Annotated in this window: 19 protein-coding genes, 3 tRNA genes and 1 rRNA gene; 1 reads left to right on the top strand and 22 read right to left on the bottom strand. The window is 37.9% G+C overall.

Annotation, left to right across the window (positions count from 1 at the left end):
* Positions 1–2: 2 nt before the first annotated feature.
* The 12 genes from EO112_RS04185 to EO112_RS04130 form a co-directional block, all read right to left on the bottom strand.
* A complete protein-coding gene (locus tag EO112_RS04185) occupies positions 3–761 on the bottom strand; it encodes a glycosyltransferase family 2 protein (RefSeq protein WP_127163063.1) in 759 nt (252 codons plus the stop codon).
* Positions 762–867: 106 nt separating this feature from the next.
* Positions 868–2475, bottom strand: coding sequence for an LTA synthase family protein (locus EO112_RS04180; RefSeq protein ID WP_240629342.1), 1608 nt, complete (start codon positions 2473–2475; stop codon positions 868–870).
* 404 nt (positions 2476–2879) lie between these two features.
* Complete coding sequence (gene rfbB, locus EO112_RS04175; protein ID WP_127163059.1) at positions 2880–3830, bottom strand: dTDP-glucose 4,6-dehydratase; 951 nt, start codon at positions 3828–3830, stop codon at positions 2880–2882.
* A 115-nt stretch (positions 3831–3945) separates the two neighbouring features.
* Positions 3946–4818, bottom strand: coding sequence for a sirohydrochlorin cobaltochelatase (locus EO112_RS04170; RefSeq protein ID WP_240629341.1), 873 nt, complete (start codon positions 4816–4818; stop codon positions 3946–3948).
* A 189-nt stretch (positions 4819–5007) separates the two neighbouring features.
* Positions 5008–5322 (bottom strand): hypothetical protein, encoded by a 315-nt coding sequence (locus tag EO112_RS04165; RefSeq protein WP_127163055.1) that lies wholly within the window; start codon positions 5320–5322, stop codon positions 5008–5010.
* Between the two features lie 104 nt (positions 5323–5426).
* The gene (locus EO112_RS04160; protein ID WP_127163053.1) at positions 5427–6017 is read right to left on the bottom strand and encodes a phosphatase PAP2 family protein; all 591 of its coding nucleotides are present in this window, start codon (positions 6015–6017) and stop codon (positions 5427–5429) included.
* Positions 6018–6190: 173 nt separating this feature from the next.
* Entirely contained in the window at positions 6191–7429 is a 1239-nt protein-coding gene (locus EO112_RS04155; RefSeq protein ID WP_127163051.1) for an S-layer homology domain-containing protein, read from the bottom strand.
* Between the two features lie 444 nt (positions 7430–7873).
* Positions 7874–9106 carry an S-layer homology domain-containing protein gene (locus EO112_RS04150; RefSeq protein WP_164723948.1) on the bottom strand — a complete coding sequence of 411 codons (1233 nt, stop codon included), beginning with the start codon at positions 9104–9106 and terminating at the stop codon, positions 7874–7876.
* A gap of 523 nt (positions 9107–9629) precedes the next feature.
* Entirely contained in the window at positions 9630–10976 is a 1347-nt protein-coding gene (locus EO112_RS04145; RefSeq protein ID WP_127011237.1) for a putative porin, read from the bottom strand.
* 401 nt (positions 10977–11377) lie between these two features.
* The gene (locus EO112_RS04140; RefSeq protein ID WP_127163047.1) at positions 11378–13402 is read right to left on the bottom strand and encodes an ABC-F family ATP-binding cassette domain-containing protein; all 2025 of its coding nucleotides are present in this window, start codon (positions 13400–13402) and stop codon (positions 11378–11380) included.
* A 6-nt stretch (positions 13403–13408) separates the two neighbouring features.
* Positions 13409–13807, bottom strand: a complete 399-nt coding sequence (locus tag EO112_RS04135; RefSeq protein WP_009353546.1) for a type II toxin-antitoxin system HicB family antitoxin — start codon at positions 13805–13807, stop codon at positions 13409–13411.
* A gap of 29 nt (positions 13808–13836) precedes the next feature.
* Positions 13837–14031 carry a type II toxin-antitoxin system HicA family toxin gene (locus EO112_RS04130; protein WP_009353532.1) on the bottom strand — a complete coding sequence of 65 codons (195 nt, stop codon included), beginning with the start codon at positions 14029–14031 and terminating at the stop codon, positions 13837–13839.
* Between the two features lie 167 nt (positions 14032–14198).
* Between EO112_RS04130 and EO112_RS04125 the strand changes: the two genes are divergently transcribed.
* Complete coding sequence (locus tag EO112_RS04125) at positions 14199–14558, top strand: hypothetical protein (protein ID WP_009353548.1); 360 nt, start codon at positions 14199–14201, stop codon at positions 14556–14558.
* Positions 14559–14677: 119 nt separating this feature from the next.
* Here EO112_RS04125 and EO112_RS04120 read toward each other — a convergent pair whose 3' ends face one another.
* The 10 genes from EO112_RS04120 to rrf all read right to left on the bottom strand — a co-directional run bounded on the left by EO112_RS04120 (position 14678) and on the right by rrf (position 22805).
* The gene (locus EO112_RS04120; protein WP_127163045.1) at positions 14678–15796 is read right to left on the bottom strand and encodes a glycosyltransferase; all 1119 of its coding nucleotides are present in this window, start codon (positions 15794–15796) and stop codon (positions 14678–14680) included.
* A 212-nt stretch (positions 15797–16008) separates the two neighbouring features.
* Entirely contained in the window at positions 16009–16332 is a 324-nt protein-coding gene (locus tag EO112_RS04115; RefSeq protein WP_062402136.1) for an HU family DNA-binding protein, read from the bottom strand.
* A 47-nt stretch (positions 16333–16379) separates the two neighbouring features.
* Positions 16380–17171 carry a nucleoside triphosphate pyrophosphohydrolase gene (gene mazG / locus EO112_RS04110; protein ID WP_127163043.1) on the bottom strand — a complete coding sequence of 264 codons (792 nt, stop codon included), beginning with the start codon at positions 17169–17171 and terminating at the stop codon, positions 16380–16382.
* The gene (locus tag EO112_RS04105; RefSeq protein ID WP_127163041.1) at positions 17168–18712 is read right to left on the bottom strand and encodes a polysaccharide biosynthesis C-terminal domain-containing protein; all 1545 of its coding nucleotides are present in this window, start codon (positions 18710–18712) and stop codon (positions 17168–17170) included. Before EO112_RS04105 ends, mazG begins: the two co-directional genes overlap by 4 nt.
* A 1-nt stretch (position 18713) precedes the next feature.
* Positions 18714–21995, bottom strand: a complete 3282-nt coding sequence (gene mfd / locus EO112_RS04100; protein ID WP_127163039.1) for a transcription-repair coupling factor — start codon at positions 21993–21995, stop codon at positions 18714–18716.
* A gap of 55 nt (positions 21996–22050) precedes the next feature.
* The gene (locus EO112_RS04095; RefSeq protein WP_009353527.1) at positions 22051–22233 is read right to left on the bottom strand and encodes a hypothetical protein; all 183 of its coding nucleotides are present in this window, start codon (positions 22231–22233) and stop codon (positions 22051–22053) included.
* An 89-nt stretch (positions 22234–22322) separates the two neighbouring features.
* Positions 22323–22406, bottom strand: a tRNA-Leu gene (locus EO112_RS04090).
* A 6-nt stretch (positions 22407–22412) separates the two neighbouring features.
* Positions 22413–22489, bottom strand: a tRNA-Arg gene (locus EO112_RS04085).
* 14 nt (positions 22490–22503) lie between these two features.
* Positions 22504–22579, bottom strand: a tRNA-Trp gene (locus EO112_RS04080).
* Between the two features lie 109 nt (positions 22580–22688).
* Positions 22689–22805: ribosomal RNA gene (gene rrf, locus EO112_RS04075) — 5S ribosomal RNA — on the bottom strand.
* Positions 22806–23095 lie beyond the last annotated feature (290 nt).

Here is a 23095-nt window from a genome sequence, read left to right as displayed (position 1 = left end):
AATTACAACTTACCATTGGATTTATATAAATAATACAACTTCACATATTTTGTCATGGTGTAAAAGTAATGATTCACAGACAAGACCCATCCCATTTTCCCATCTAAAATACCACCTTGTAAAAGATACATTTTAATAAATGCCCAGAATGGCCGAAACACAATATCTTTCAAAAAGGAGACAGATTTATTAGCCTTTTTATATTTTTCTGCTGACAAGGTTGTATATTTGTTGAATTTATTAAAATATTGGTTCCAATTATCGTAGGTATAATGGTACATAGGTGATTCTAAATTTTTTCTTTCATAAGGTGTAATAACAGCCTGATGTACATATCCTTCTACATATGTCCCTACTTTGGGCATTAACCGGCATACATAATCTGGACGTAATACTCCGTGAGTAGCTACATTATGATGAAATCGATTATGACGTTCTATCCAATATGCAAAATCCTCTCCTTGTATGGCTAATAGAATTTCTTTACATAATTCAGGGCTACATCGTTCATCTGCATCAATAAAAAATATCCAGTAACTATTAGCCTGTTCTACAGCATAAGTTTGTTGAGCTCCCCAATCACCATTTAGAGGTCGGTGCAACACTTTTGCTCCTAACGATTCTGCAATAAATACTGTCTTATCTTCACTACCATCATCGATAACAATCACTTCATCAGCAAAAGGTTGACAACTTTCTATACAATCCTTAATATTCTGTTCTTCATTTCTTGTTAAAATTAGCACACTAACTGTATTCATAAACTTCCTCTTATTTATCGACATATGACAAAGACTATCACCTTTCGTGATAGTCTTTTATTCATCTTTTATTGTATCAAGTTTATGCCTTGTATTCAACCGTAGGTTATAGATGGTGCCGAACAATAGCACCAGTTGCTTCCATATAGGCTCTCTGTAAAGCAACTACATCTTTCAAATTATAATCATATACTGGAGTTCCATCTATAGTCTCTACACGTTGATCTTTAAAGAAACCAATATGACTATTACTTAGCCAATGATACGGAGTTACAATAAGCTCTTGTGGTTCAAACAAAGATGGAAATAAACTGACATATTCATGATTTTTAGGCGCTATTAATTCTATGATCGTTGGCAAAATATTCATATGTATCCCTATACATACACCATTCAATAAATTTTCATCAAAATCTTTATGTGACATATAAAAGGCAGTACTAATATCCTCTCGCAATCGATGGGCCCTACCTTTATCTTGACACGGCACAGGTAACCTTCTCGTATGGTCACCAGTTACTATAACTAAACTATCTTCGTAGGTTTCTTGAACATAACGCACAAACTGGCTTAAATAATAATCACAATAGGCATAGGTACCAATATCTTCAGCATGTTTGTATAAATAGTCTGGCAGTTTTTCTAACAATTCTTCTTTTTCAAATCCATACTTTTCAATTGGAATCGTGTACGGTCCATGATTTGAGGTAGTATAAATAAAATGAAATTCATAGTTATCTGTATTATTTTCATCTAATTTTTGTTGTATCCCCTCTAAAAACAAATGGTCATAGACTCCCAACCACGTATGTGGTGTATCACTAGATGTAATATCAAAACCAGAATAAACATTATAAAATCCATTTCCTTTTGCAAATAAACCTAAGCTAGACCAAGATAAGGATCCACCATACCACAGAGAACATATATACCCTAACTCTGAAATCTGTTTTCCCAATGATGTTGGTAATTGATGATTCCAAAAATATGCTTTTTCATTCAACTCTAAATTGACATCATAAATACCATTCAACATAGAGCTAATAGACGGCTGAGATATTAATCCACCAGCTAAAAAATTATCAATGCTAATTGTTGTGTTTTGTTCACGAATAGATCGCCCTGCATTAGCTATAGGTATATTCTTATATATATCATCAAATGCAAACTGACTATAACTTTCTTCTACAATTAAAAATATCTTTTTAGGTTTTTCAATGCGAGGTCCTGCTGCTTTTTTACGCAAAGAGTTCCAGATTGTATCTACTAAATCCCGTTCAATTTTAATCAAAGGCTTTAAAATTTGGATAGACTCTTCATCGCTATGTGCTAATATTTCTTGCGGTTTTGCCCGAACAGCTAATTCAAAAGCAATCAAATCATCGATACAAGCTTTCGCAAAAAATATATCTCGCTTAACAACTTCAGGCACTGTGTCCCATTCGGGTTTATTACGATGTTTAAATGTACCACCGTAACGAAACCAATAATATACGATTACTGTGGCTATCACTATTATCGTATTGACTATATAGTACATAGGTTTCGAATAAATTGTTGGTACCACGAGCGTTCCTACTTCTAACACCCAATTAAGGAAGTAGTACATTCCTATTGTATAGATTGGCAAGGATACCAAAATCCACCATCCATAATTTTGGTTAAAGAAAATATCTAACAAATTTCTTTTATCTGCATTTCTTCCTAATCGCAAATTTGAATTATATGTATCCTTGTAATGATAATAGAAAATTAATTTTCCTAAAAAAGCTATATATACTACAAGGAAATATAAAGTTCCCAAAATCACTCTAATAGAATCACCATGAACGTAAATAAATTCAAGCCCCAATGAAGGTAATGTGACTAACAAAAATAAAAAAAGTAGCACATAGGCATTAAAGTCCATGCCCCACCAAAACCCATAGTTAAAGCAGGAACACCATTTCTTTTCCTGCCCTTTATAAGTCTTATTAGGTGCAAAAAAGTAGATAAATAAAACTCTAAAGATAGCACATAATAAAGGACTTAACAGAAAAATCTTTATATCTTGTTGTAAGCCTTGTAAAATTAACAGTTCCATAATTCACCACAATATAACAATACAATTTGTCAAATTTATATAACATTCGCCCTATACCATTCCACAATCCCTTGTAATGTCTCTTCCATAGTATACTCGGCTTTCCATCCCAATGTTTCTAGCCTACTGCTATCTATGGCATATCTCAAATCATGACCCAATCGGTCTGGTACATAAGTAATCAATTCATAAGGTTTTCCCAACACGTCTAGAATTTGTTTTACTAACTTAATATTAGGAATCTCTTCACCAGCACCAACATTATAAACCTCTCCTACTGTACCTTTTTTTAGAATAAAATCGATAGCCCTACAATGATCCACAACATGAATCCAATCTCGTACATTCAATCCATCGCCATAAACTGGTAACGGCGCCTCCTGCAAAGCACGTTGTATCATAAGGGGAATTAATTTTTCCGGATACTGATGAGTTCCATAATTATTTGAACACCTAGAAATAGTAATCGGTAAACCATAGGTTTTATAATAGCTCAGCACCAACAAGTCTGAGGATGCTTTCGAGGCTGCATAAGGGCTACTAGGTAGTAACGGACTTTGTTCTGTAAATGCACTCCCTCCTTGCAAGGGTAATGTACCATATACTTCATCAGTAGATACATGATGAAATCGTTCTATGCCATGTCGTAAACAAGCATCTAATAAAATTCCTGTTCCAATAACATTCGTCTCTAAGAATACTTGTGGGCCAGTAATACTTCGATCCACATGAGTTTCTGCTGCAAAATGTACTATCACATCTGGCTTATAGGTAGCAAACAAAGTATCTAGAAAAACAGCATTCCTAATATTTCCTTCTATCATAGTCAACCTAGAATCTTTTAATAAGTCTTTTATATTGTTCTTATTCCCTGCATAGGTTAACGCATCTAAGCATATAAATGAATAGTCCCGATAGGCATTCATCATATATCGTAAGAAATGACTCCCTATAAAACCACAGCCACCGGATACTAGGACCTTCATACCATTACCTCTAAATATAAAAACTATCAATATATTTCATTATACTCCAAATTCCCGTAACAATCAAAAAATCGCATACCATGACGTATCATGATATGCGATAGTTTACATTCTCTTATGCTGTTCTGAAAGCCCCATGTTTCACAACAGGTTTGCCTTCTCCTGTTTCACGTTGACGCAAGGTGCGACGTTCTGCACTACGAATCACTTGAGATAAGTGTTTCACGAACAATTCTTGGATGTACGGATTTTCTCCTAAGCCTTCGTTCCAGATGGATACGCCATAGCCTTGTTGGCCTAACAAGGTTGCAATGGAGTCTGAACGCTCGCCTCCTAAATAGTCCATTAAGTGAGCTGAACCGATCAATGCCAATGGTACCACCAACACCTCTTGATGGTCTAAGCGTTCTAATAGTGTTAAGGCTTGTTTGAAATTAGGGAACCCATTAGCAGTAAATACTACTACATTTTGTCCCGCTCCGTACAAGCATTTTAATTGTAACGCACTATATTCTAATTGGTTTTGTCCATTCGCCATTAATAACACAGTTTTATTTAAAGCACGAATATTAATATGCTTGATGATAGCTTCAATCGTATCGGAGTAATCATCTGCATAGTTCTTCACGCCTAAGGAGTTCAACAATGGTTTACCCACCGTAGCACGCAAGCCACGATCATGAGCTTCTTTCATCACTTCTTTACGCATTTGTACATAACATTGGTCCCACACCAAGGCAAATGGTTGTACAAAGATATCTGTTACCCCTACATTCGCCAAGCTTTCAATAGCACCTGTTAATGTATAGACTTGCGCATCATATTTTTCATTCCATTTATCTACCAATGCATCCGATAAAAACACACGACGCACTTCCACGCCAGGATACATTTCCATAATCCGTCGTTCCATGGCACCTACGGATGCTTCCACCGCATCTCCGTAGATAGATCCAAATGTTGCTAACACAATACCACGTTGATTCATATATGCCTCCATATTAATTCCTTGTTTGTTGGGTTACATAAACACACTTCTTAATACCTATCATACGTCACGTTTTGCATTATGTCAATGATAATTTTTCTCATTTATTAAAATAATTAGAAGATACTAAAAAAGGTCTAACAATAGATAGTATTATCTATTATCAGACCTTAAATGATTAGCCTATGCTTATGGTTGTGAAATAATTCGCGGTGCTGCTACCTTGAATACATCACGCAATAACGGCAAGAACCGCCCTTCAATTAATGTTCGATTTCGTTCACTTTTTGTAATTAGCCATAACGCTGTCCCATTGTATTTAATGGAAATTAGACTATTAATATATTGATCAAAATCGGATTGTCCCATTTTATCACGCAATTCTAACAATAAAGAATGTAAGGGCTCCCCTTGATACTCCGGGCGTTCCAATACTGGTGTAAAGACTACTTCATACACAGAATCACTATATTGATTAGGACCTGCAGAACTTTGAAAATCCATGAATGACCTCCTATACACTATATGTACCAGTATATGTATTAAGCTAATGATACATTATATAACTATGCACTTATACACTATTTGTCCATTACTACTGTATGCAATTAGTATCTTTCTTCTGGTTGAAATCGTTTCATATAGGCATGCATGAGTCGTCTATCCAGTCCTTTGTATACACGAACTACACCACGACGTAAAAGTTTATTATATAGAGCAGTTAAAATCCATACTAAAATGAAAGCCCCTAGTATGTCCCCAGGGTAATGATTCCCTACAAACACCCGAGAGATTCCTACTAAAATAGATCCATAGACCATCCAGGTCCCCAAATTCCAACGATAGAATAAAATACCACAGGCAAGAGCCATAGTCCCTACCGCATGATCACTTGGGAAACTAGCATCTGCTGCATGATTCACAATTAACACCACATTATGGTCCACAAATGGACGATTTTCATAGAACATAGATCCCAAGATAAAGCTACCGAGTAAGCAAATCACAAAAAGTACACCTGTAGCAAAACTTTCACCACGTAGTTTAAAGTTCCGAGTACGGAAACCTTGCATATATAGCCCAGCTAATATAAAAATATAAATGTACGGTACAACTTTAGAAATGACTATCATTAGGGCATCTAATACAATACTCTGGTTAGCCATATCATTGATAAGCGAAAATAACCAATAATTCATTATAACACCTTCCGTTTCCTAGAAATGAATATATTATGTCTTATTATATCATGTTCCTAGTAGATTGTAATGTGTTGATTATAAAGTATACATTGTAGATAAAAATATATATCTAAATTATACACAAAAAAAGAACTCCCGAAGGAGTTCTTTTCATATGTGTAACTATCAAATTAGAATTTGTAGTTAAGTTCTGCACGGTAGGATTCTGGAGCCGCTTTGTATTCGTTTTTGTCTTTATCAAAAGATTTAGTATCGATAGTTGCGTATGCAGAAAGACCAACATTTTTAGCTACAGTGTAATCAACAGTTGCTAATACACCTTTTTGTCCATTGTTAACAAAGTTCCAAGTAGAGGACAATACAGGAGCAGCATTTTTCACATTAAAGTATTGAGCTTTCACACCCCAAGTACCTGCTTTAGCCATATCAGCTTCGCCATAACCTAAGCCTGCAGTCCAAGCCTCACCAGCTGCACCACTTTGCTCTGCACGAGCATATTCGCCACCAGCCCAAACTTTGGAGCCAAGTTTAACATCTAAAGTTGCACCATGGAAGTCTTCTACAGGAGTTATAGTTTTTTCATTTTTGTGGAAATCAACATAATAACCTTTTACCGCTACTTTTTCAGTTGGCATATAATTCAATTGGTATACATTCACTTCATGGTTTTCTTTAGCTGTTTTAGCTTTTTTGAATGCAGAGTCTTTATCACCCTCTAAAATATAACCATAAGATACTGTAGCATTCAATTTATCTTTACCAACTGTTGCCACCGCACCTTCAAATGTATCATCATATGCAAGGCCATTACCAATTGCTAAATCTTGACGACCTACTGTAGCTGTTGCATATTTACCGAAATTATGTTGTACATAGACGCGGTCAATACTAGTTTCTGGATTACCAGCTGCACCAAACTCTTTTTCACCAGCTAAACGAACTACAGCTTTAGTGTTGTCATTTACAGTTGCTTCAAATTGTACACGGCCACGATAATCAAATTTAGAATCACGAGCATCGTTTGTACCTTCATATTTTAGACGAGCATCACCAGTGAATTTGAAGTTACCCACTTTGTTTTCCAATGTGGAAACACGAACGCCCAAGTTGTTTAACTCAGTTGCGAATTCGTTAGCCAAACGGTTGATGATAGCATTTTGTTCAGCGTCAACACGATCTTGACGAGCCATAGCTTTTGCTACCATTTGAGCCATTTCGAAACGAGTGATGTTGTGTTGGCCTTTGAAAGTGCCATCTGGGTAACCGTTAACGATACCTTGGGAAGCTAATTGGGATACTGCTTGGTATGCCCAATCTTGTGGAGTTACGTCTGCAAATGGGTTTGCTGCGAATGCGGAAGTTACACCCAATACTGCTGTTGCAGCCAATACTGCTAAATGTTTTTTCATGATAATTACCTCTCAATGAAAAATAAAATAATATACACCGTCTCCTAAGCTTAGATAGATTCGAGCATATCATTGTACTACTTTTCAATGGAGTGTCCACGTTTCCTCACATACTAGCAGATACATCACTATCCTCTAATCTATATTATTCTTATTTGACCTGTAACTATCATAACACAACAACAGATAAAACTCAATACCCTTTTATCGTTTTATTGCACGATATGTAGTTTTTAATTAAGAAAAAATTTCAATTAGCATTTATTTCTTTGCTAAAATCTAAAACTCTTTACCGAATACTAACGGCACGTTTTATCTAGAGTCCTCAGCATTTATTATAGAGCCTTAATTGCTCCCCTTAAAACTTGACAAAGAACTAAATGATAGCTCTGATAAAACAAAAAGAACCCCCGAAGGAGTTCTTTTGTATATGTAACTAGCAAATTAGAATTTGTAGTTAAGGTCTGCACGGTAGGATTCCGCTTTAGCTTTGTTATCTTGACCTTTAGTGTCAATTGTTGCATAACCAGCAAGACCTACGTTTTTAGCAACAGCATATTTAGCTGTTGCCAATACGCCTTTTTGATCTTTCTCAATCAAGTTCCAAGTAGTGGATACTACAGGAGCATCTTTCTTGATGTCGAAGTATTGAGCTTTCACACTCCAAGTACCTTGTTTTGCCATGTTGTAGTTACCATAGCCTAAACCTGCAGTCCAGCCTTCACCATTAGCACCTAAAGTTTCAGTTTTAACATATTCACCGCCAACCCAAACTTTTTTGCCAAGCATAAGGTCAAGGGATGCACCATATGCATTGTCTAGATTTTCTTCATGAACATCAGCATAGAAACCTTTTACTGCAACTTTTGCTGTTGGATTATAGTTTAATTGGTATACAGAAAGTTGTTCATTTGTGTTAGGGTTTTGTTCGTCTGCTTTACGACCAATTTTATTAAGTTTTTGTCCATAAGCTTCGCCAGCTTGTAAGTAACCAAATGCAACAGACGCATTTAATTTATCTTTACCAACGTTAGCTACAACGCCTTCAAATACATCATCATATGCAAGACCTGCACCAACTACTAAATCTTGACGACCAGCTGTTACAGTTGCATATTTGCCGAAGTTATGTTGCACATATACGCGATCGATAGCTGTATTAGGGTTACCTGCTGCGCCAAACTCTTTGCTACCCATTAAACGAACCACTGCTTTAGTATTATCATTTACAGTTGCTTCGAATTTTACACGACCACGGTAGTCAAATTTAGAATCACGTGCATCATTGGAACCAATGTAACGAAGACGAGCGTCACCAGTGAATTTGAAGTTGCCCACTTTGTTTTCCAATGTAGCTACACGAACGCCTAAGTTGTTCAACTCAGCGGAGAATTCGTTAGCTAAACGATTGATGATTGCATTTTGTTCAGCGTCAACACGATCTTGACGAACTAATGCTTTAGCAACCATTTGCGCCATTTCATAACGAGTGATGTTGTTTTGGCCTTTGAAAGTACCATCTGGGTAACCGTTAACGATACCTTGGGAAGCCAATTGAGCTACTGCTTGGTATGCCCAATCTTGTGGAGTTACGTCGGAGAATGGGTTTGCTGCGAATGCAGAAGTAACACCCAATACTGCTGTTGCAGCTAATACTGCTAAATGTTTTTTCATGATAATTACCTCTCAATGAAAAATAAAATAAAATAATATACATCGTCTCATACGTATAGCTTGACTGATTATATCATCGCATTACTTTTCATGGAGTGTCCATGTTTCCTCAACATTCAGTAATGACATACCTATAATCTAAATCATAGCAAACATACTTGACTCGAAAGTATCATATCATAGGATATCCATATAAAGCAAATACTTCCCAATAAATAAGCGTTTCGTTTATTTTCGCACGCAAAATATATATACTTTTAATAACCATATCTAACTATTTGCTATAACATGTATTATTCCAATCTTTTCTTACAGCATTTTAGACCTTTAAAACTCCTAGATCGAGATAATAAATGAATACTTACTTAGCCCCAAGTTTCACTTAAATTGCAAATAAAAATTGAATATATTTACCCATACTTTTAACACACTACCTAAGTATATGGAGCAATCCTATTTACAATCTATCATTTATCATATAAAAAAGAACTCCCGAAGGAGTTCTTTTTTATAATTAACTTTCAAATTAGAATTTGTAGTTAAGGTCTGCACGGTAGTAGTCAGGTAATTCATAACCATCAAGATGTTTACCACGTAATTGTGCATATGCTGTTAAACCAACATTTTTAGCTACTGTATAGTTAACAGTTCCTAACCAACCTTTGAAGTCATCTGTAGAAGCTTTAGGTAATTTAGAGGATGGAATAGTTACAGGGCTCATTTCTCCATTACGGAAATATTGAGCTTTTACATTCCAAGAACCGGCTTTGGAGATATCGTATGCACCGTAACCGATACCTGCAGTCCAAGCATTTCCTTCTTTACCGAAGGATTCGAATTTAGCGAATTCACCGCCAACCCAAATTTTATTATGAGCGCCGAAGTGTGTATCTAATGCTCCACCAAAGTAGTTTTCAGAGTTTTGACCATGGTCTTGTACATAGTAACCTTTTGCATCTACATGTTTACCTACTTTTGCATTTACTTGGTAAACTGTTGTTTGGTAACGATCTTCACGAGAAAGGTTTTCGAAGTCACCACCAACCATGTAACCATGTGCTACTGTTGCATTTAATTTATCTTTACCTACAGTTGCTTTTGCACCTTCAAATGCGCTGTCATAAGTTAAACCGCTACCGATCAAGATATCTTGACGACCTACGGAAGCAGTCGCATATTTACCAAAATTATGTTGTACATAGATGCGATCTAATGTTGTAGTAGGATTTCCAGCTGCACCGAATTCTTTATCGCCTGTTGCTAAACGAACTACTGCTTTAGTGTTGTCGTTTACAGTAGCTTCGAATTGTACACGTGCACGGTAGTCAATTTTAGAACGTTTTTTTGTAACTGCTTTTACATTATCTTCATCTACTGCTAAAGATTCATCGTTTACATCTACATCAGCTGCATCAGCTGCATCAACATCTGCTTCTTCAGCATCACCAAATGTAATATCATTTACATATGCATTTTCTACAGTATTGGAACCTTGGTAACGAACACGTGCATCACCAGTGAATTTGAAGTTACCCACTTTGTTTTCCAATGTGGAAACACGAACACCTAAGTTGTTCAACTCAGCGGAGAATTCGTTAGCCAAACGGTTGATGATAGCGTTTTGTTCAGCGTCAACACGATCTTGACGAACTAAAGCTTTAGCTACCATTTGAGCCATTTCATAACGAGTGATGTTTTGTTGGCCTTTGAATGTGCCATCTGGGTAACCGTTAACGATACCTTGGGAAGCCAATTGAGCTACTGCTTGGTATGCCCAATCTTGTGGAGTTACGTCGGAGAATGGGTTTGCTGCGAATGCAGAAGTCACACCCAATACTGCTGTGGCAGCTAATACTGCTAAATGTTTTTTCATTGTTAGTACCTCTTACTAAAAACATAAAATTACTTAATCTTCTCTGAATCATATAACAAAATTCATTCCACATATACAATTCATCTTTATATTTTTAATAGAGTATCCATGTTTCCTCTAGTAATTTATATCTATGATTTGTATATGTATTCCATAAAGTTTTGTTATATCCATTTACTTAAATATATTGAAAAGACTTTTGTATAATAACATAAATTTAAAGAAAGTACAACTATTTTTTTCGATATCCCTCTATGATGTCAAACAAATTTTGTTTAAAACACTGATAATAAGCTATTTTGTCTATCAATTATAAACTTGTAGAAATAACAAAAAAGAACCCCCTAAGGGGTTCTTTTTCATAGGTAACTAACAAATTAGAATTTGTAGTTTAGCTTTTCTTACTTTCTCTCCTCCAATTCCAACCATCGTAAAGTACTCATATCCAACTCTTCTATCACTTGTTCTCGTTCTTTAATGGTACTTTCAATGGCTTCATAGTCACTACCCCCTTGAGCAATCATAGCATCATAGGCTTTCACTAGACCTTCTAGTTCCGCAATGCGTAGTTCTAGTTGTTCAAGTTCTTTCATCTCCCCTAAGGTCAGTTTCTTTTTGGCACCTTCGTTGCTATCTATCGTAGTCGATACTATTTCTGGATTCATACTAGTATTCACATCTATGCCTGTATCACGTGATCGGTTTTGTACACCTCCACTTTCAGCATCTACTACCGTCCCTTCATTGGCATGGTGTTCCGCATTCTGCTCCCTAGAACCAGCGGAGCCACCCTGTACCTGCACAGCATGACGTAGGACACCACGTTTTGTATCACCACCCATGGCGCTCGTTAGGTTCGTATCCGCTTCATAATCAGAGTAACCACCATGGTATATCTCGATATGACCTGCTCCAGTGAATACAAAGAGTTTATCTACCACTCTGTCCAAAAAGTACCGGTCATGACACACGGTGATGACAATACCACTATAAGAATCTAAGAAGTCTTCTAACACTTCTAAGGTTGGAATATCTAAATCATTGGTAGGCTCATCTAGGAGTAACACATTGGGTGCATCCATTAAAATGCGAAGTAAAAATAATCTTCGCTTTTCCCCACCAGACAGTTTACGGATTGGCAAACCATGGTGTGATGGAGGAAATAAAAATCGTTCCAATAATTGACCTGCACTTAAGGAACTACCATCGGGCAAGTGCAAGTATGAACGATTTTCTCGAATATAGTCCAACACCCGTTGGTCCTCTTTAAACGTTGGTAATTGTTGCGAGAAATATCCAATCCGAACTGTTTCTCCACGCCCCATAGTCCCCCCGGTTGGTTCCAATGCTCCTTGAAATAGTTTCATCAACGTAGTCTTACCAATCCCATTAGGTCCTACCACACCAATTCGGTCATGACGTACCATATAGTACGTAAAGTCTTTAATCACTTCTCGTCCTGTAGGATACGCAAAGGACAAATGTTCTATATCAAAAATGGTATTTCCTAAACGAGAGGCTAATACTACGGGATCCACAGTACCTACTTTTTGTCGTTTTTCCATAGCTTTCAATTGCTCGAACCGTTGCAATCTTGCCTTTTGTTTCGTGGTACGCGCCTTCGCACCACGGCGCACCCATTGTAATTCACTGGCAATCAGTTTTCTGCGCTTTTCCTCAATGACATCTAACTGTGCTTCTCGTTCTTCTTTCAAGGATACATAGGTTTCGTAAGTCTCTTGAAATTCATATATAGTCTGATTCGATAGTTCCCATATGGTGTTACATACGGCATCTAGGAAATATCTATCATGGGTGCTCAATAATACAGCCCCTTTTCTATCCTTTAAATATAGTTCTAGCCATTCAATGGTGGCCTCATCCAAATGATTCGTAGGTTCGTCAAGCAATAATAAATCACAAGGATAGACCAAGGCTCTAGCTAATGCTAATCTTCGTCGTTGTCCCCCCGATAATGAGTTTGCTGGCCCATGTACATCATGAAAGCCAAGGCGTGTCAATATCATTTTTGCTTCTTGTTCTACAACCCAGCCATCTTCTTCATCCATGCGCGCTAATAATTTCATATACTGCGGTGATTCTGGATCTTGTAACGCTCTTTCAAAATCTCGAACCAGTGAAAGTTTAGGATGGTCTCCTAATAATACATTATCCAGCAAGGTAGTTCTTTCATCAATATATGGATCTTGTTCCAATCGATGAATCGTAGCCTTCCCATTTCGTTCTATGCTACCTGTATCTGGCTCTTGTGTTCCTTCTAACACCTGCAATAAAGTTGTTTTTCCTGTCCCATTGACGCCAATTAAGCCAATGCGATGATGAGATGCTATGGTGACATTTACGTTTTTAAACAATAACCGGGTGCCATACGATTTTTCTATGTTTTGTAATGTTAAGATGTTCATACTCGTTTATATAATTCCTAGTTCTTGTTTTAATGCACTTTGTAATATTTTAGAAAAATTAAGATTCTCTTCTTCTGCTTTATGATTAAGCCAACTAGGAATAGTAAGCGTTTTTTTCACAGCTCTATTATCTGTCTTTCTTAAATAAGCTTCCTCATCCCATTTTACTAGCCCAATAAACTCCCCTGAGCTACATTGTATATCTGTTGGACTCATAGGAGCTGGAAATTCTTCTTTATCTTCACTCAAAGAATACAAATAAAGTCCCAATGCATCTTCTGCCATGTCCACCGCCTCGGCTAATGTATTACCTTCTGTAACACAGCCTGGCAAATCTGGAAAGCTGACTGTATATCCTCCATCTCCATCACTGCTAAAAATTGCTGGATACATTTCTTTTCTCATAGTATACCTCCTATTTCATCGTAACTACTTTATTTAATTCCTGCTTGCTTCAATATTGTATGTAATGTTTTAGGTTTTAAGTCTTCTTTATGTACAGGTACTGTAACACGCCCCACTTTACTCGTATGCTTTAACATATGATGTGAGCCTCGTATTCGATCAACATACCAGCCGTCCTTTTTTAATACTTTTAGTAGTTCTTTTGGTGTTACCAAAATAATCACCAGCTTTCACGAAAATAGACATGAGATTACTAATTACATACAAAACAACTTCTATTTTTATTATAGTACGTACTAACACGTATGTAAACTATAGATTTGCATTGACACACCTACTGTCATGGATTAGAATGAAAGTAACATATTCATTATTTTATAAGGAGGTTGTCATGGACACTGACACGGTTCAGCAAGAGTTTGAAGATATTGGTTTTGAAATTGTAGAAGTTGACGAACGGGACGTCCTATTATACGAACTATCTGATGGTAGCGAAGAGGAAGATGGTCAATATGCCATTATTTCCGATGAAGATGGACGTATTCCTACTGCAATGGATACACCTGTAATTGTATCCGTGTATGATGATAATGATGCATTTCAATGGAGCGTAACACTTCCAAATGGAGAGGAACTAAAAGAATTATTCCTTCGTGTGGAAAGTGCGGAAGAATTGCTAGATACTTTGCAAGATATTCGCAATGAAAATATTGAGCGTTACGATTCTGAAATGGACTCCTATAGCGAGTAATACGGCAAAAAGGCTGTCGCACCATGTAATTTACATGTTGTGACAGCCTTTCTTAATACAACTGTATAAGTAGGAGGCCATACTAGTCGGCATCCTAAGTCCTGTATTATGTTATCTTTCTATTCAAGCATCCCCTGTTTATGTGCCAGCATGTCCTCACAAGCAGCTACGATTTCCGCTGCTCCATCTACTTTCCAAGCCTTCGCTGCTTCATGCATAGCCTGTAACCGTTCATGATTTTGTAATAAAGCACCTACTACATCATCCAAGTTTTCAATATGACGTGCCCATTTGCCACAGCCCTTTTGTTCTAACAGTTCTGCATTAGCTTCTTCTTGTCCAGGAATGGCATTGAAAAATACCATAGGTACACCTATAGTAACGCCTTCCATACAAGTCAATGCCCCGGGCTTTGTCACAAGCAACGTCGCCTTCCGCATCAATTCAGGGATTTCATTGGTATAGCCATATATGGAAATAGGCGTTCGTAAGGATTCTTTCATATGATGCAAAGAGTTATATAACCCATCGTTCAAGCCTGCCACTACATGAATTTCATCAATCCCCGGTACATGATCTAACCGTTGTAAAGCTTCTTCTACACAGCCTAATCCAAGTCCACCACCCATGAGCAATACCCTCTTACAAGAATCACTGCCATAAGGTTCTTTTAAAGGTGTAAAGAAGTGACGCATAATAGGAATACCTGTGACATGAATTTTTTCTAAAGGTACACCCATGTTTAACACTTCATACACCATGGATGGCGTAGCTACATGATAGGCATCGATTTCATCATAGCGCCAAAATTGGTGGGCTGCAAAGTCAGTCATAACAGCTGCAATAGGAATCTCTATTTTTCGATGTCGTTTCAATACACTTGCTGCCCCACAAGGAAATGGATGTGTACAAACAATTAAATCTGGTTCTTCCTTTTCTATGAGTTTTTCCATCCGATTCTTTAGCATCCAAGACACTACCGTTTGGGCTACGCTTCCTTTCCATTCAGCACCAGACCAACGATAGACAATATCATAGAGAAAAGGAAAGAAGTCTAACATTTTAAAATAGGTTTCTTTCAATAGGTTATCAAAGGAAAATGTATCTGTCCCTAAAAAGTCTACATGATGCACGACTGCACTTGGATCTTTCTGTTGCCAATATTCTTGAATCGCCAGTGCCGCTTGCGTATGACCCGTACCAATTGACGCCGATACAATTAAAATACGTTGACCCATGTACCCTCCTTTCTTTAGATAGCCTCTAATGATGTATGTTTATCTCACTGATTCTTACTAAGTAATTACATTATGTCTATTCTATCATAGATTCGAAGAGATATGAATATTACGTATAAAAAAGAACGCTATCCTTCCCATGCAAATGTAAGAAAATATCAATTTGCAGAGGAACTGTAGCGCTCTTTTTTGTATCTTAGGAATATCCTGAATTATTTTTTACGAACTTTAGTAGCTGCTTTAGTAGTTGCTTTAGTAGCTGGTGCGTTCACAAGGTCTTTTAATTGTTTACCTGCTTTGAAAGCTGGGGATTTGGATGCTGGAATTGTCATTTCTTCTTTCGTACGAGGGTTGCGGCCAATGCGTTCAGCACGAGTACGAACTTCGAAAGTACCAAAACCAATTACTTGTACTTTTTCTTCTTTAGCTAATGCTTCGCCAATTGTGTCGAATAAAGCTTTTACTGCTTTTTCAGCATCTTTTTTTGTCAATTCAGCTTTAGCTGCAACGCTTGCGATTAATTCAGTTTTGTTCATGATTGAACCTCCCTTAAAAATAGTATTCCTTTAACTTAATCATGCGATTAAAGTTCCACCTTTGCCGCCTCCCAAAATTCATCTAGCTCTTTGAGAGTAAAATCCTCCCATTTGTTTCCACTCTGTTGGACCTTTTTTTCCACATAAGAAAATCGCCGTATAAACTTTGTATTTGTGCGGTGTAGTGCGTTTTCTCCGATTATTTTATACCATTTAAACAGATTTATCAAGGAAAAAAGTACATCTCCCCCCTCTTCTTCCGCTTTTTCTATATCTTTTTTGAATATTTCTTGCTTAAATTCATCTATTTCTTCATAAAACTTAGCCCACACCCCTTCTTCACTAGGCCAGTCGAACCCCACTTTACTTGCTTTCTCTTGTAATTTTTGAGCCCGTAATAAAGCTGGTAATCCTGGAGAAATTCCATCCAAAATAGATGTGCGTTCATGCCCTTTTTCTTTTGCTTTCAATTCTTCCCAAGTTGCTAATGTATCTCCTACTGTTTCTCGGTCTGCCCTTTGAAACACATGCGGATGTCGTCTCACCATTTTAGCGGTAATATCATTCACCACATCTTGCATGGTAAAATATCCATTTTCCTCTGCCACTCGTGCATGAAATACGATTTGCAACAATAAATCTCCTAATTCTTCCCGTAAATGGTCCACATTCTTTTCATCAATAGCTTCTAATGTTTCATATACTTCTTCTAGCAAATATCTACGTAGTGAACTATGTGTTTGTAATTTATCCCAAGGACATCCATTAGGGCCTCGTAATTCAGCTAATACATCTACTAATGGATCCAATGTAAAGGAACTCGTTTCTTTTTGACTCACTTAGAACCACCTTTCTTCATGGCTTGTTTTGCCAAATCTGTAAGCTCTTTCACCTGCATGGTTTTCGTTATACTTAGTGCTAATACATATAGTACAATTCCTAAAAGAATAGATACTGCTACACTCATGGTATTAGATAGGATAGTACCCATAAAATTATAAAACATCACTGTGCCACCACCCATGGCTAAGGAGGAGAATAGAATTTTTCCAATTTCTAGGAAAGAAATAGTAAATGATGTACTTCGATACAATATATACAAGTTTGCTACCGCAGCTATACCAAAATCTACATTAGTGGCCCACGCAGCCCCTTCTATCCCCCATTGCGGTGTTAAATAGAGATTTAATAAAATTTTTAATACTGCCCCTAAGAGTAATGTAAACATGGGAATCGCCGTGCGTCCTAACCCCTGTAAGGCACCGGTTGTTACTTGTTGTACACCTAGTAGCCAAATGCTAGTACTAAGAACAGCAATAGCTCCACCTGCATTAGGGGTATCAAACATCATCTGAGAAATCGGTGTAGCCAATACACATAATCCTACAAAGGCAGGAATCGTTACGATATTCGTCATCCGTAGCGCGGTTTCCATGCGATGATGGATTTCTTCTTTATCTCGATCTCTATGCAGTCTAGATATGGCCGGTACTAAGCTAGTGGCTAAGGACATAGTCACTATAACAGGTAAGCTGATAAGAGAGGTCGCCATGCCTGTTAAATATCCAAATGCTGTTGTAGCCTCTTCTTTACCATAACCAGATAGCATCAATTGTTGTGGTACTAGCCATAAATCAATGGCTCCAATGAGAGGTATCATAATATTGGCTACGGCCACTGGAAAGGCTAGTGTCATTAAGTCTTTTATAATGGTCTTCGGTGATTCTAAAGGAAATATTTGTCCTTCTAATTTAGATTCTCGACCATAATAATACAGTAACACCACTAATCCTAAGCCTACACCAATGACAGAAGATAAGGCAGCACGACTAGAGGCTAATTCAATCCCCTGTGGTAAAAAGTAGATAGCTGCCCCCACCATCACTAGTACACGCCCTAACTGTTCACATACCTGTGATATACCAGTAGGCAACATATTTTGAAATCCTTGAAAATAGCCTCGAAAACAGGCCAATAAAGAAACAATCCCAATGGCAGGTGCTACCGCTAATAACGCACCTTCTGCTCGGTTATCTGTAATCAATCCGATTTCGATAACATAAGGAATAGCAATATAAAAGGCTACACTTAGCAATACACCTAACATCCCCATAGTAGTCAATGCTACCTTGAAAATATACCGAGCTCCTCTATAGTCCTCTTGTCCCACTTTTCGAGCAATCATAATAGAAAGAGCTACTGGTAATCCTGCTGCTCCGATACTGATAATTAGTTGATACAAAGAATAGGCCATTTGGTACAGACCCACCCCTTCGCCTCCTAAGATACGGGCTACAATGACTTTACTGACCGCCCCTATGACCTTCACCAATAACCCTGCTGCGGTTAAGATCATAGCTCCTTTCATAAATCCCGTCATATTAGCCCTCCTTTGGAAGTTTTCGTTCAAATTCACTCAGTACTTGTTCTACTTGGCGGATTACATCGCCAGATTGTAATGTATAGGCCCATACAGTAGGGTTTGAGCCTCGATGTTTCATATGTTTCCATATATCTTCACTGATGGCACCCATATCCCAGTCTTCCATTTTAGACTCATCTTGCCAAGTAAAGAGAATATTCCCATCCTTACGAATGACACTCTTCATACCTAAAGCGCGAGCTCGTTCCTTAATCATGGCCAATTTAATGAGACGTTCCACTGGTTTTGTAGGAGATCCAAAACGGTCAATTAATTCATCTACAAAATCGTCTAAACCAGCTTTTGTATCAATTTGTAGTAATCGTTGATACACAGAAATCTTTCGTGCCTCATCATGAATATAATCACTATCGATAAAGGCATCCATGCCTACATCCACCACTGGTGCTGGTAATGGACGGTCTGGAATATCTTTTTTCTGAGCTTTTGCAATCGCTTCTTCTAACATGGCGGCATACATAGCAAAGCCGACAGCTGCGATATTACCATGTTGTTGCGCACCTAATAAATTGCCTGCCCCTCGAATTTCCATGTCGCGCATAGCTAACTTAAATCCTGCACCTAATTCGGTAAATTCCTGGATGGCCTTCAACCGTTTTTCGGCACTTTCATTTAACACCTTATCTGGGCGATACATAAAATACGCATACGCTCGTTGACTAGAACGCCCTACTCGCCCGCGCATTTGATACAACTGTGACAAGCCCAAATGGTCTGCATCGTAAATAATAATGGTATTGGCATTCGGAATATCTAAGCCCGTTTCAATAATACTAGTACATAAGAGCACATCATATTGTCCTTCTGTAAAATCCTGCATCACATGTTCCATCATGGTACCCGCCATTTGTCCATGAGCCACTGCAATGCGTAGGTCCGGCATAGCTCGCTGTAACTGTTCTTCCATATGCGCAATGGACTGTACCTTGTTATACACAAAATATACCTGTCCACCTCGTTGTAGCTCACGACGAATAGCTTCCGTCACTACTTGCATGTCAAACTCCACAACATAGGTTTGCACTGGTAATCGTTCCATCGGTGGCGTATGGATGACACTCATTTCACGAACCCCTACCAAGGACATATGCAAGGTCCGTGGAATTGGCGTAGCGCTGAGGGTTAGAATATCAATATTAGTAGCCCATTGTTTCCACTTTTCTTTTTGTGCCACCCCAAATCGTTGTTCTTCATCTACTACTAATAGGCCTAACTTTTGGAATTGAATTTTCTTACTTAATAACGCATGTGTGCCGATTAAGATATCTACCTGTCCATCTTGTACAGCCTTGATAATATCCTTCTTTTCTTTCGCTGACCGGAATCGATTTAACACTTCTACACGCACTCCAAATTGTGAGAATCGATACATAAATGTTTTAAAATGTTGCTCTGAAAGCACCGTTGTGGGTACTAACATGGCTACTTGCTTACCGCTCATAACAGCTTTAAACATAGCGCGCATAGCCACTTCTGTTTTACCGAATCCAACATCCCCACATAACAGTCGGTCCATAGGGCGTGGTAATTCCATCGACGCCTTAATCTCTTGAATCGCTTGTAATTGGTCATCAGTCTCTTCATACGGGAACTGGTCTTCAAACTCTCGTTGCCATGGTTGGTCTGGTAAAAATGCATAGCCCTCTATAAGTTCTCGTTTCGCATACAACTCTACTAAGGTATCTGCTAAATCATCAATAGATTTTTGGGCTTTCGATTTTGTCTTAATCCATTCCTTACCACCCATTTTATGTAGTTTGGGCGTAACTCCTTCATTACCAATATATTTTTGTAATTGATCCAAATGGTCTGCCGGTAAAAATAAACGATCTGTACCAGCGTAATCAATTTCAATATAATCTCGATGAATGCCTTCCGTCTCTATGGTCTTCAGTCCTCGATATTTACCAATACCATGGATGCTATGTACTACATAATCCCCAACGGTAATATCTGTAAAATATTTAATCTCCTGACCTTTATCTACTTTCTTACGAATTTTTTTCTTCTGAAAGCCAAAAATATTCCCTTCTGTGATGACCGTTAGGTTTGAATGTGGCAATTCAAATCCCTCTGAAAGTATGCCCTCCACAATAAGAACTGCAGGTGCTGTCCATTCCCATGTATCTCGATACACATAGGATATCTTATTTTCAAGTAACGCACTTTCTATTGCTTCACGGCGTTGCTGATTGTGTAATACCAATACGATTTGTCTATTCAAGGATGCATTAAACTTAATATCATCCATAAGCATAGGAATTTGACGTTCATAGGAGGCAATAGATTTTCCCATCATACCGATGGTCTGTACCTTCCCCCACCCTGCAGAGCGTTGCATCATACTGAATAAAATAGTGGTATGCGCCTGAGAAGATGCTTTCCAATCCTTCCAACGCATATATAACTCTTCATTCGTCGCATCTTCCTTATGAACTTTACCTAACGCTTCTTCTAACCGTTTTGGCTCATCTAAAATTAATACGCCACTACTTAAATAAGAGAGTATAGAGCAAGTTTCCTCATCATTATCTGCGTGTATAGGTAAGACCATACATTCCGAAGTTTCCCCCATAGAGCGTTGCGTATCCACATTGAACTGACGCATAGTATCAATCGTATCGCCAAAAAATTCAAGACGAAAAGGAAATTCACTTTGAATAGGAAATACATCTAAAATATCTCCACGCACGCTAAAATGACCACGATATTCCACCTGGTCCACTCGTTCATATCCAATTTGTACTAATTTTTCTAACAGGATTTGCTGATCTATGTCTTGCTCTACCTGAAGCGTTAACATATGATCTAACACGGTACAAGGTTCGCCTACAAATTGACTAGCTTCTTCTATAGTAGCTAATACAATCACTGGTTTGCCCAAAGCTAGATTTCCTAAGGTCTCCATCCGTTTTGCCTGTGTATCTAAACTTTTTGCCGTCCATTGTGAAAGGGAGCGATCCACAATAGGATAAGATAATACTTTAGCATATGGTAATAGACATTGTATATCCCTTTCCCACAACTCTTTATGGGTTTTATCATGGGTCACAATAAGGGTTGGTCTTTGCTCACCTTCTAATGTAGCTTGACTATACAGAAAAGATTTCTGTGATCCTCCTAATCCATAGATTTGGGTAGCTCCTTTTTTATAAAAAGAGTCTACAATATCCTTCATAGTCCCTTTTATATCTAATATAGGCTTATATGTCATCGACATATAGTATTTCCTTTCTTATATGAAAAAGAGCTATAGTTATCTATAGCCCCTGTGATTATTCTAGGTTTTCTTTAATCGCCGTATTCGTGGACTCTTCAATATAATGAAGGGCTGCATAAATTAAATATGCACCTACAGTAAGACCGAAGAAAAAGGCTTTGAATATTTCTTTGTTCCAACGAGTTTCACGTAAACCAGAAACCGCAGATGCTAAAAAGCTTAAGTCTGTAACTTTCATAGCAACCTCCTTGTATCAACACTTAAATTTATATTCTTACACTAGATATACAAAAAAAGCGAATATAACTATTCGCTTATCTTTAAAATTGGTGCGGGAGAAGGGACTTGAACCCCCACGCCAATGGCGCCAGATCCTAAGTCTGGTGCGTCTGCCAATTCCGCCACTCCCGCATAAGATGGTGACCCAGGAGGGATTCGAACCCCCGACCTTTTGATTCGTAGTCAAACACTCTATCCAGCTGAGCTACTGAGTCATATGTAATTTAGTTGGCAGGGGCAGTAGGACTTGAACCCACAACCAACGGTTTTGGAGACCGCTACTCTACCAATTGAGCTATACCCCTATCTTTACGACTTACTCAGTATAACGTAAAGTTGATACTTTGTCAAGTGATTCTTGTAGCAGAACCAAGTTTTTAGCTGGGCTAGCAGATGCTAGCCCCCGCTAAGTTTAATCAGCAACTTCCTATCCTCCCAGGCCGTTTCCAGCCAAGTACTTTCGGCGTTTACGAGCTTAACTACTGTGTTCGGGATGGGAACAGGTGGTTCCTCGTAGCCATCGTCACTGAATTTGTCAGGGTGTTCCCTGAAAACTACATAGAAGAATAATTTTATAACTTATAAGTTCTTGCATTAACATACCAGTTCATATCGTAAATCAGTTTCAAGTTCGTCGGTTTTGTGGAATTTCTTCACTCCCTTCGGTCGTGGAAATTCTTACAACCGACATACTGATTCACACAACTTTGTGCGTCGCTTTCGCTCCTACAAAGTTGGTTCTCTAGTAAAGCCCTCGATCTATTAGTACCAGTCAGCTCCATGCCTTGCAGCACTTCCACACCTGGCCTATCAACCATGTC

The organism is Veillonella sp. VA141, assembly GCF_003992175.1.
Taxonomy (GTDB): Bacteria; Bacillota; Negativicutes; order Veillonellales; family Veillonellaceae; genus F0422.
This window is presented reverse-complemented; position numbering and strand designations above follow the sequence as displayed.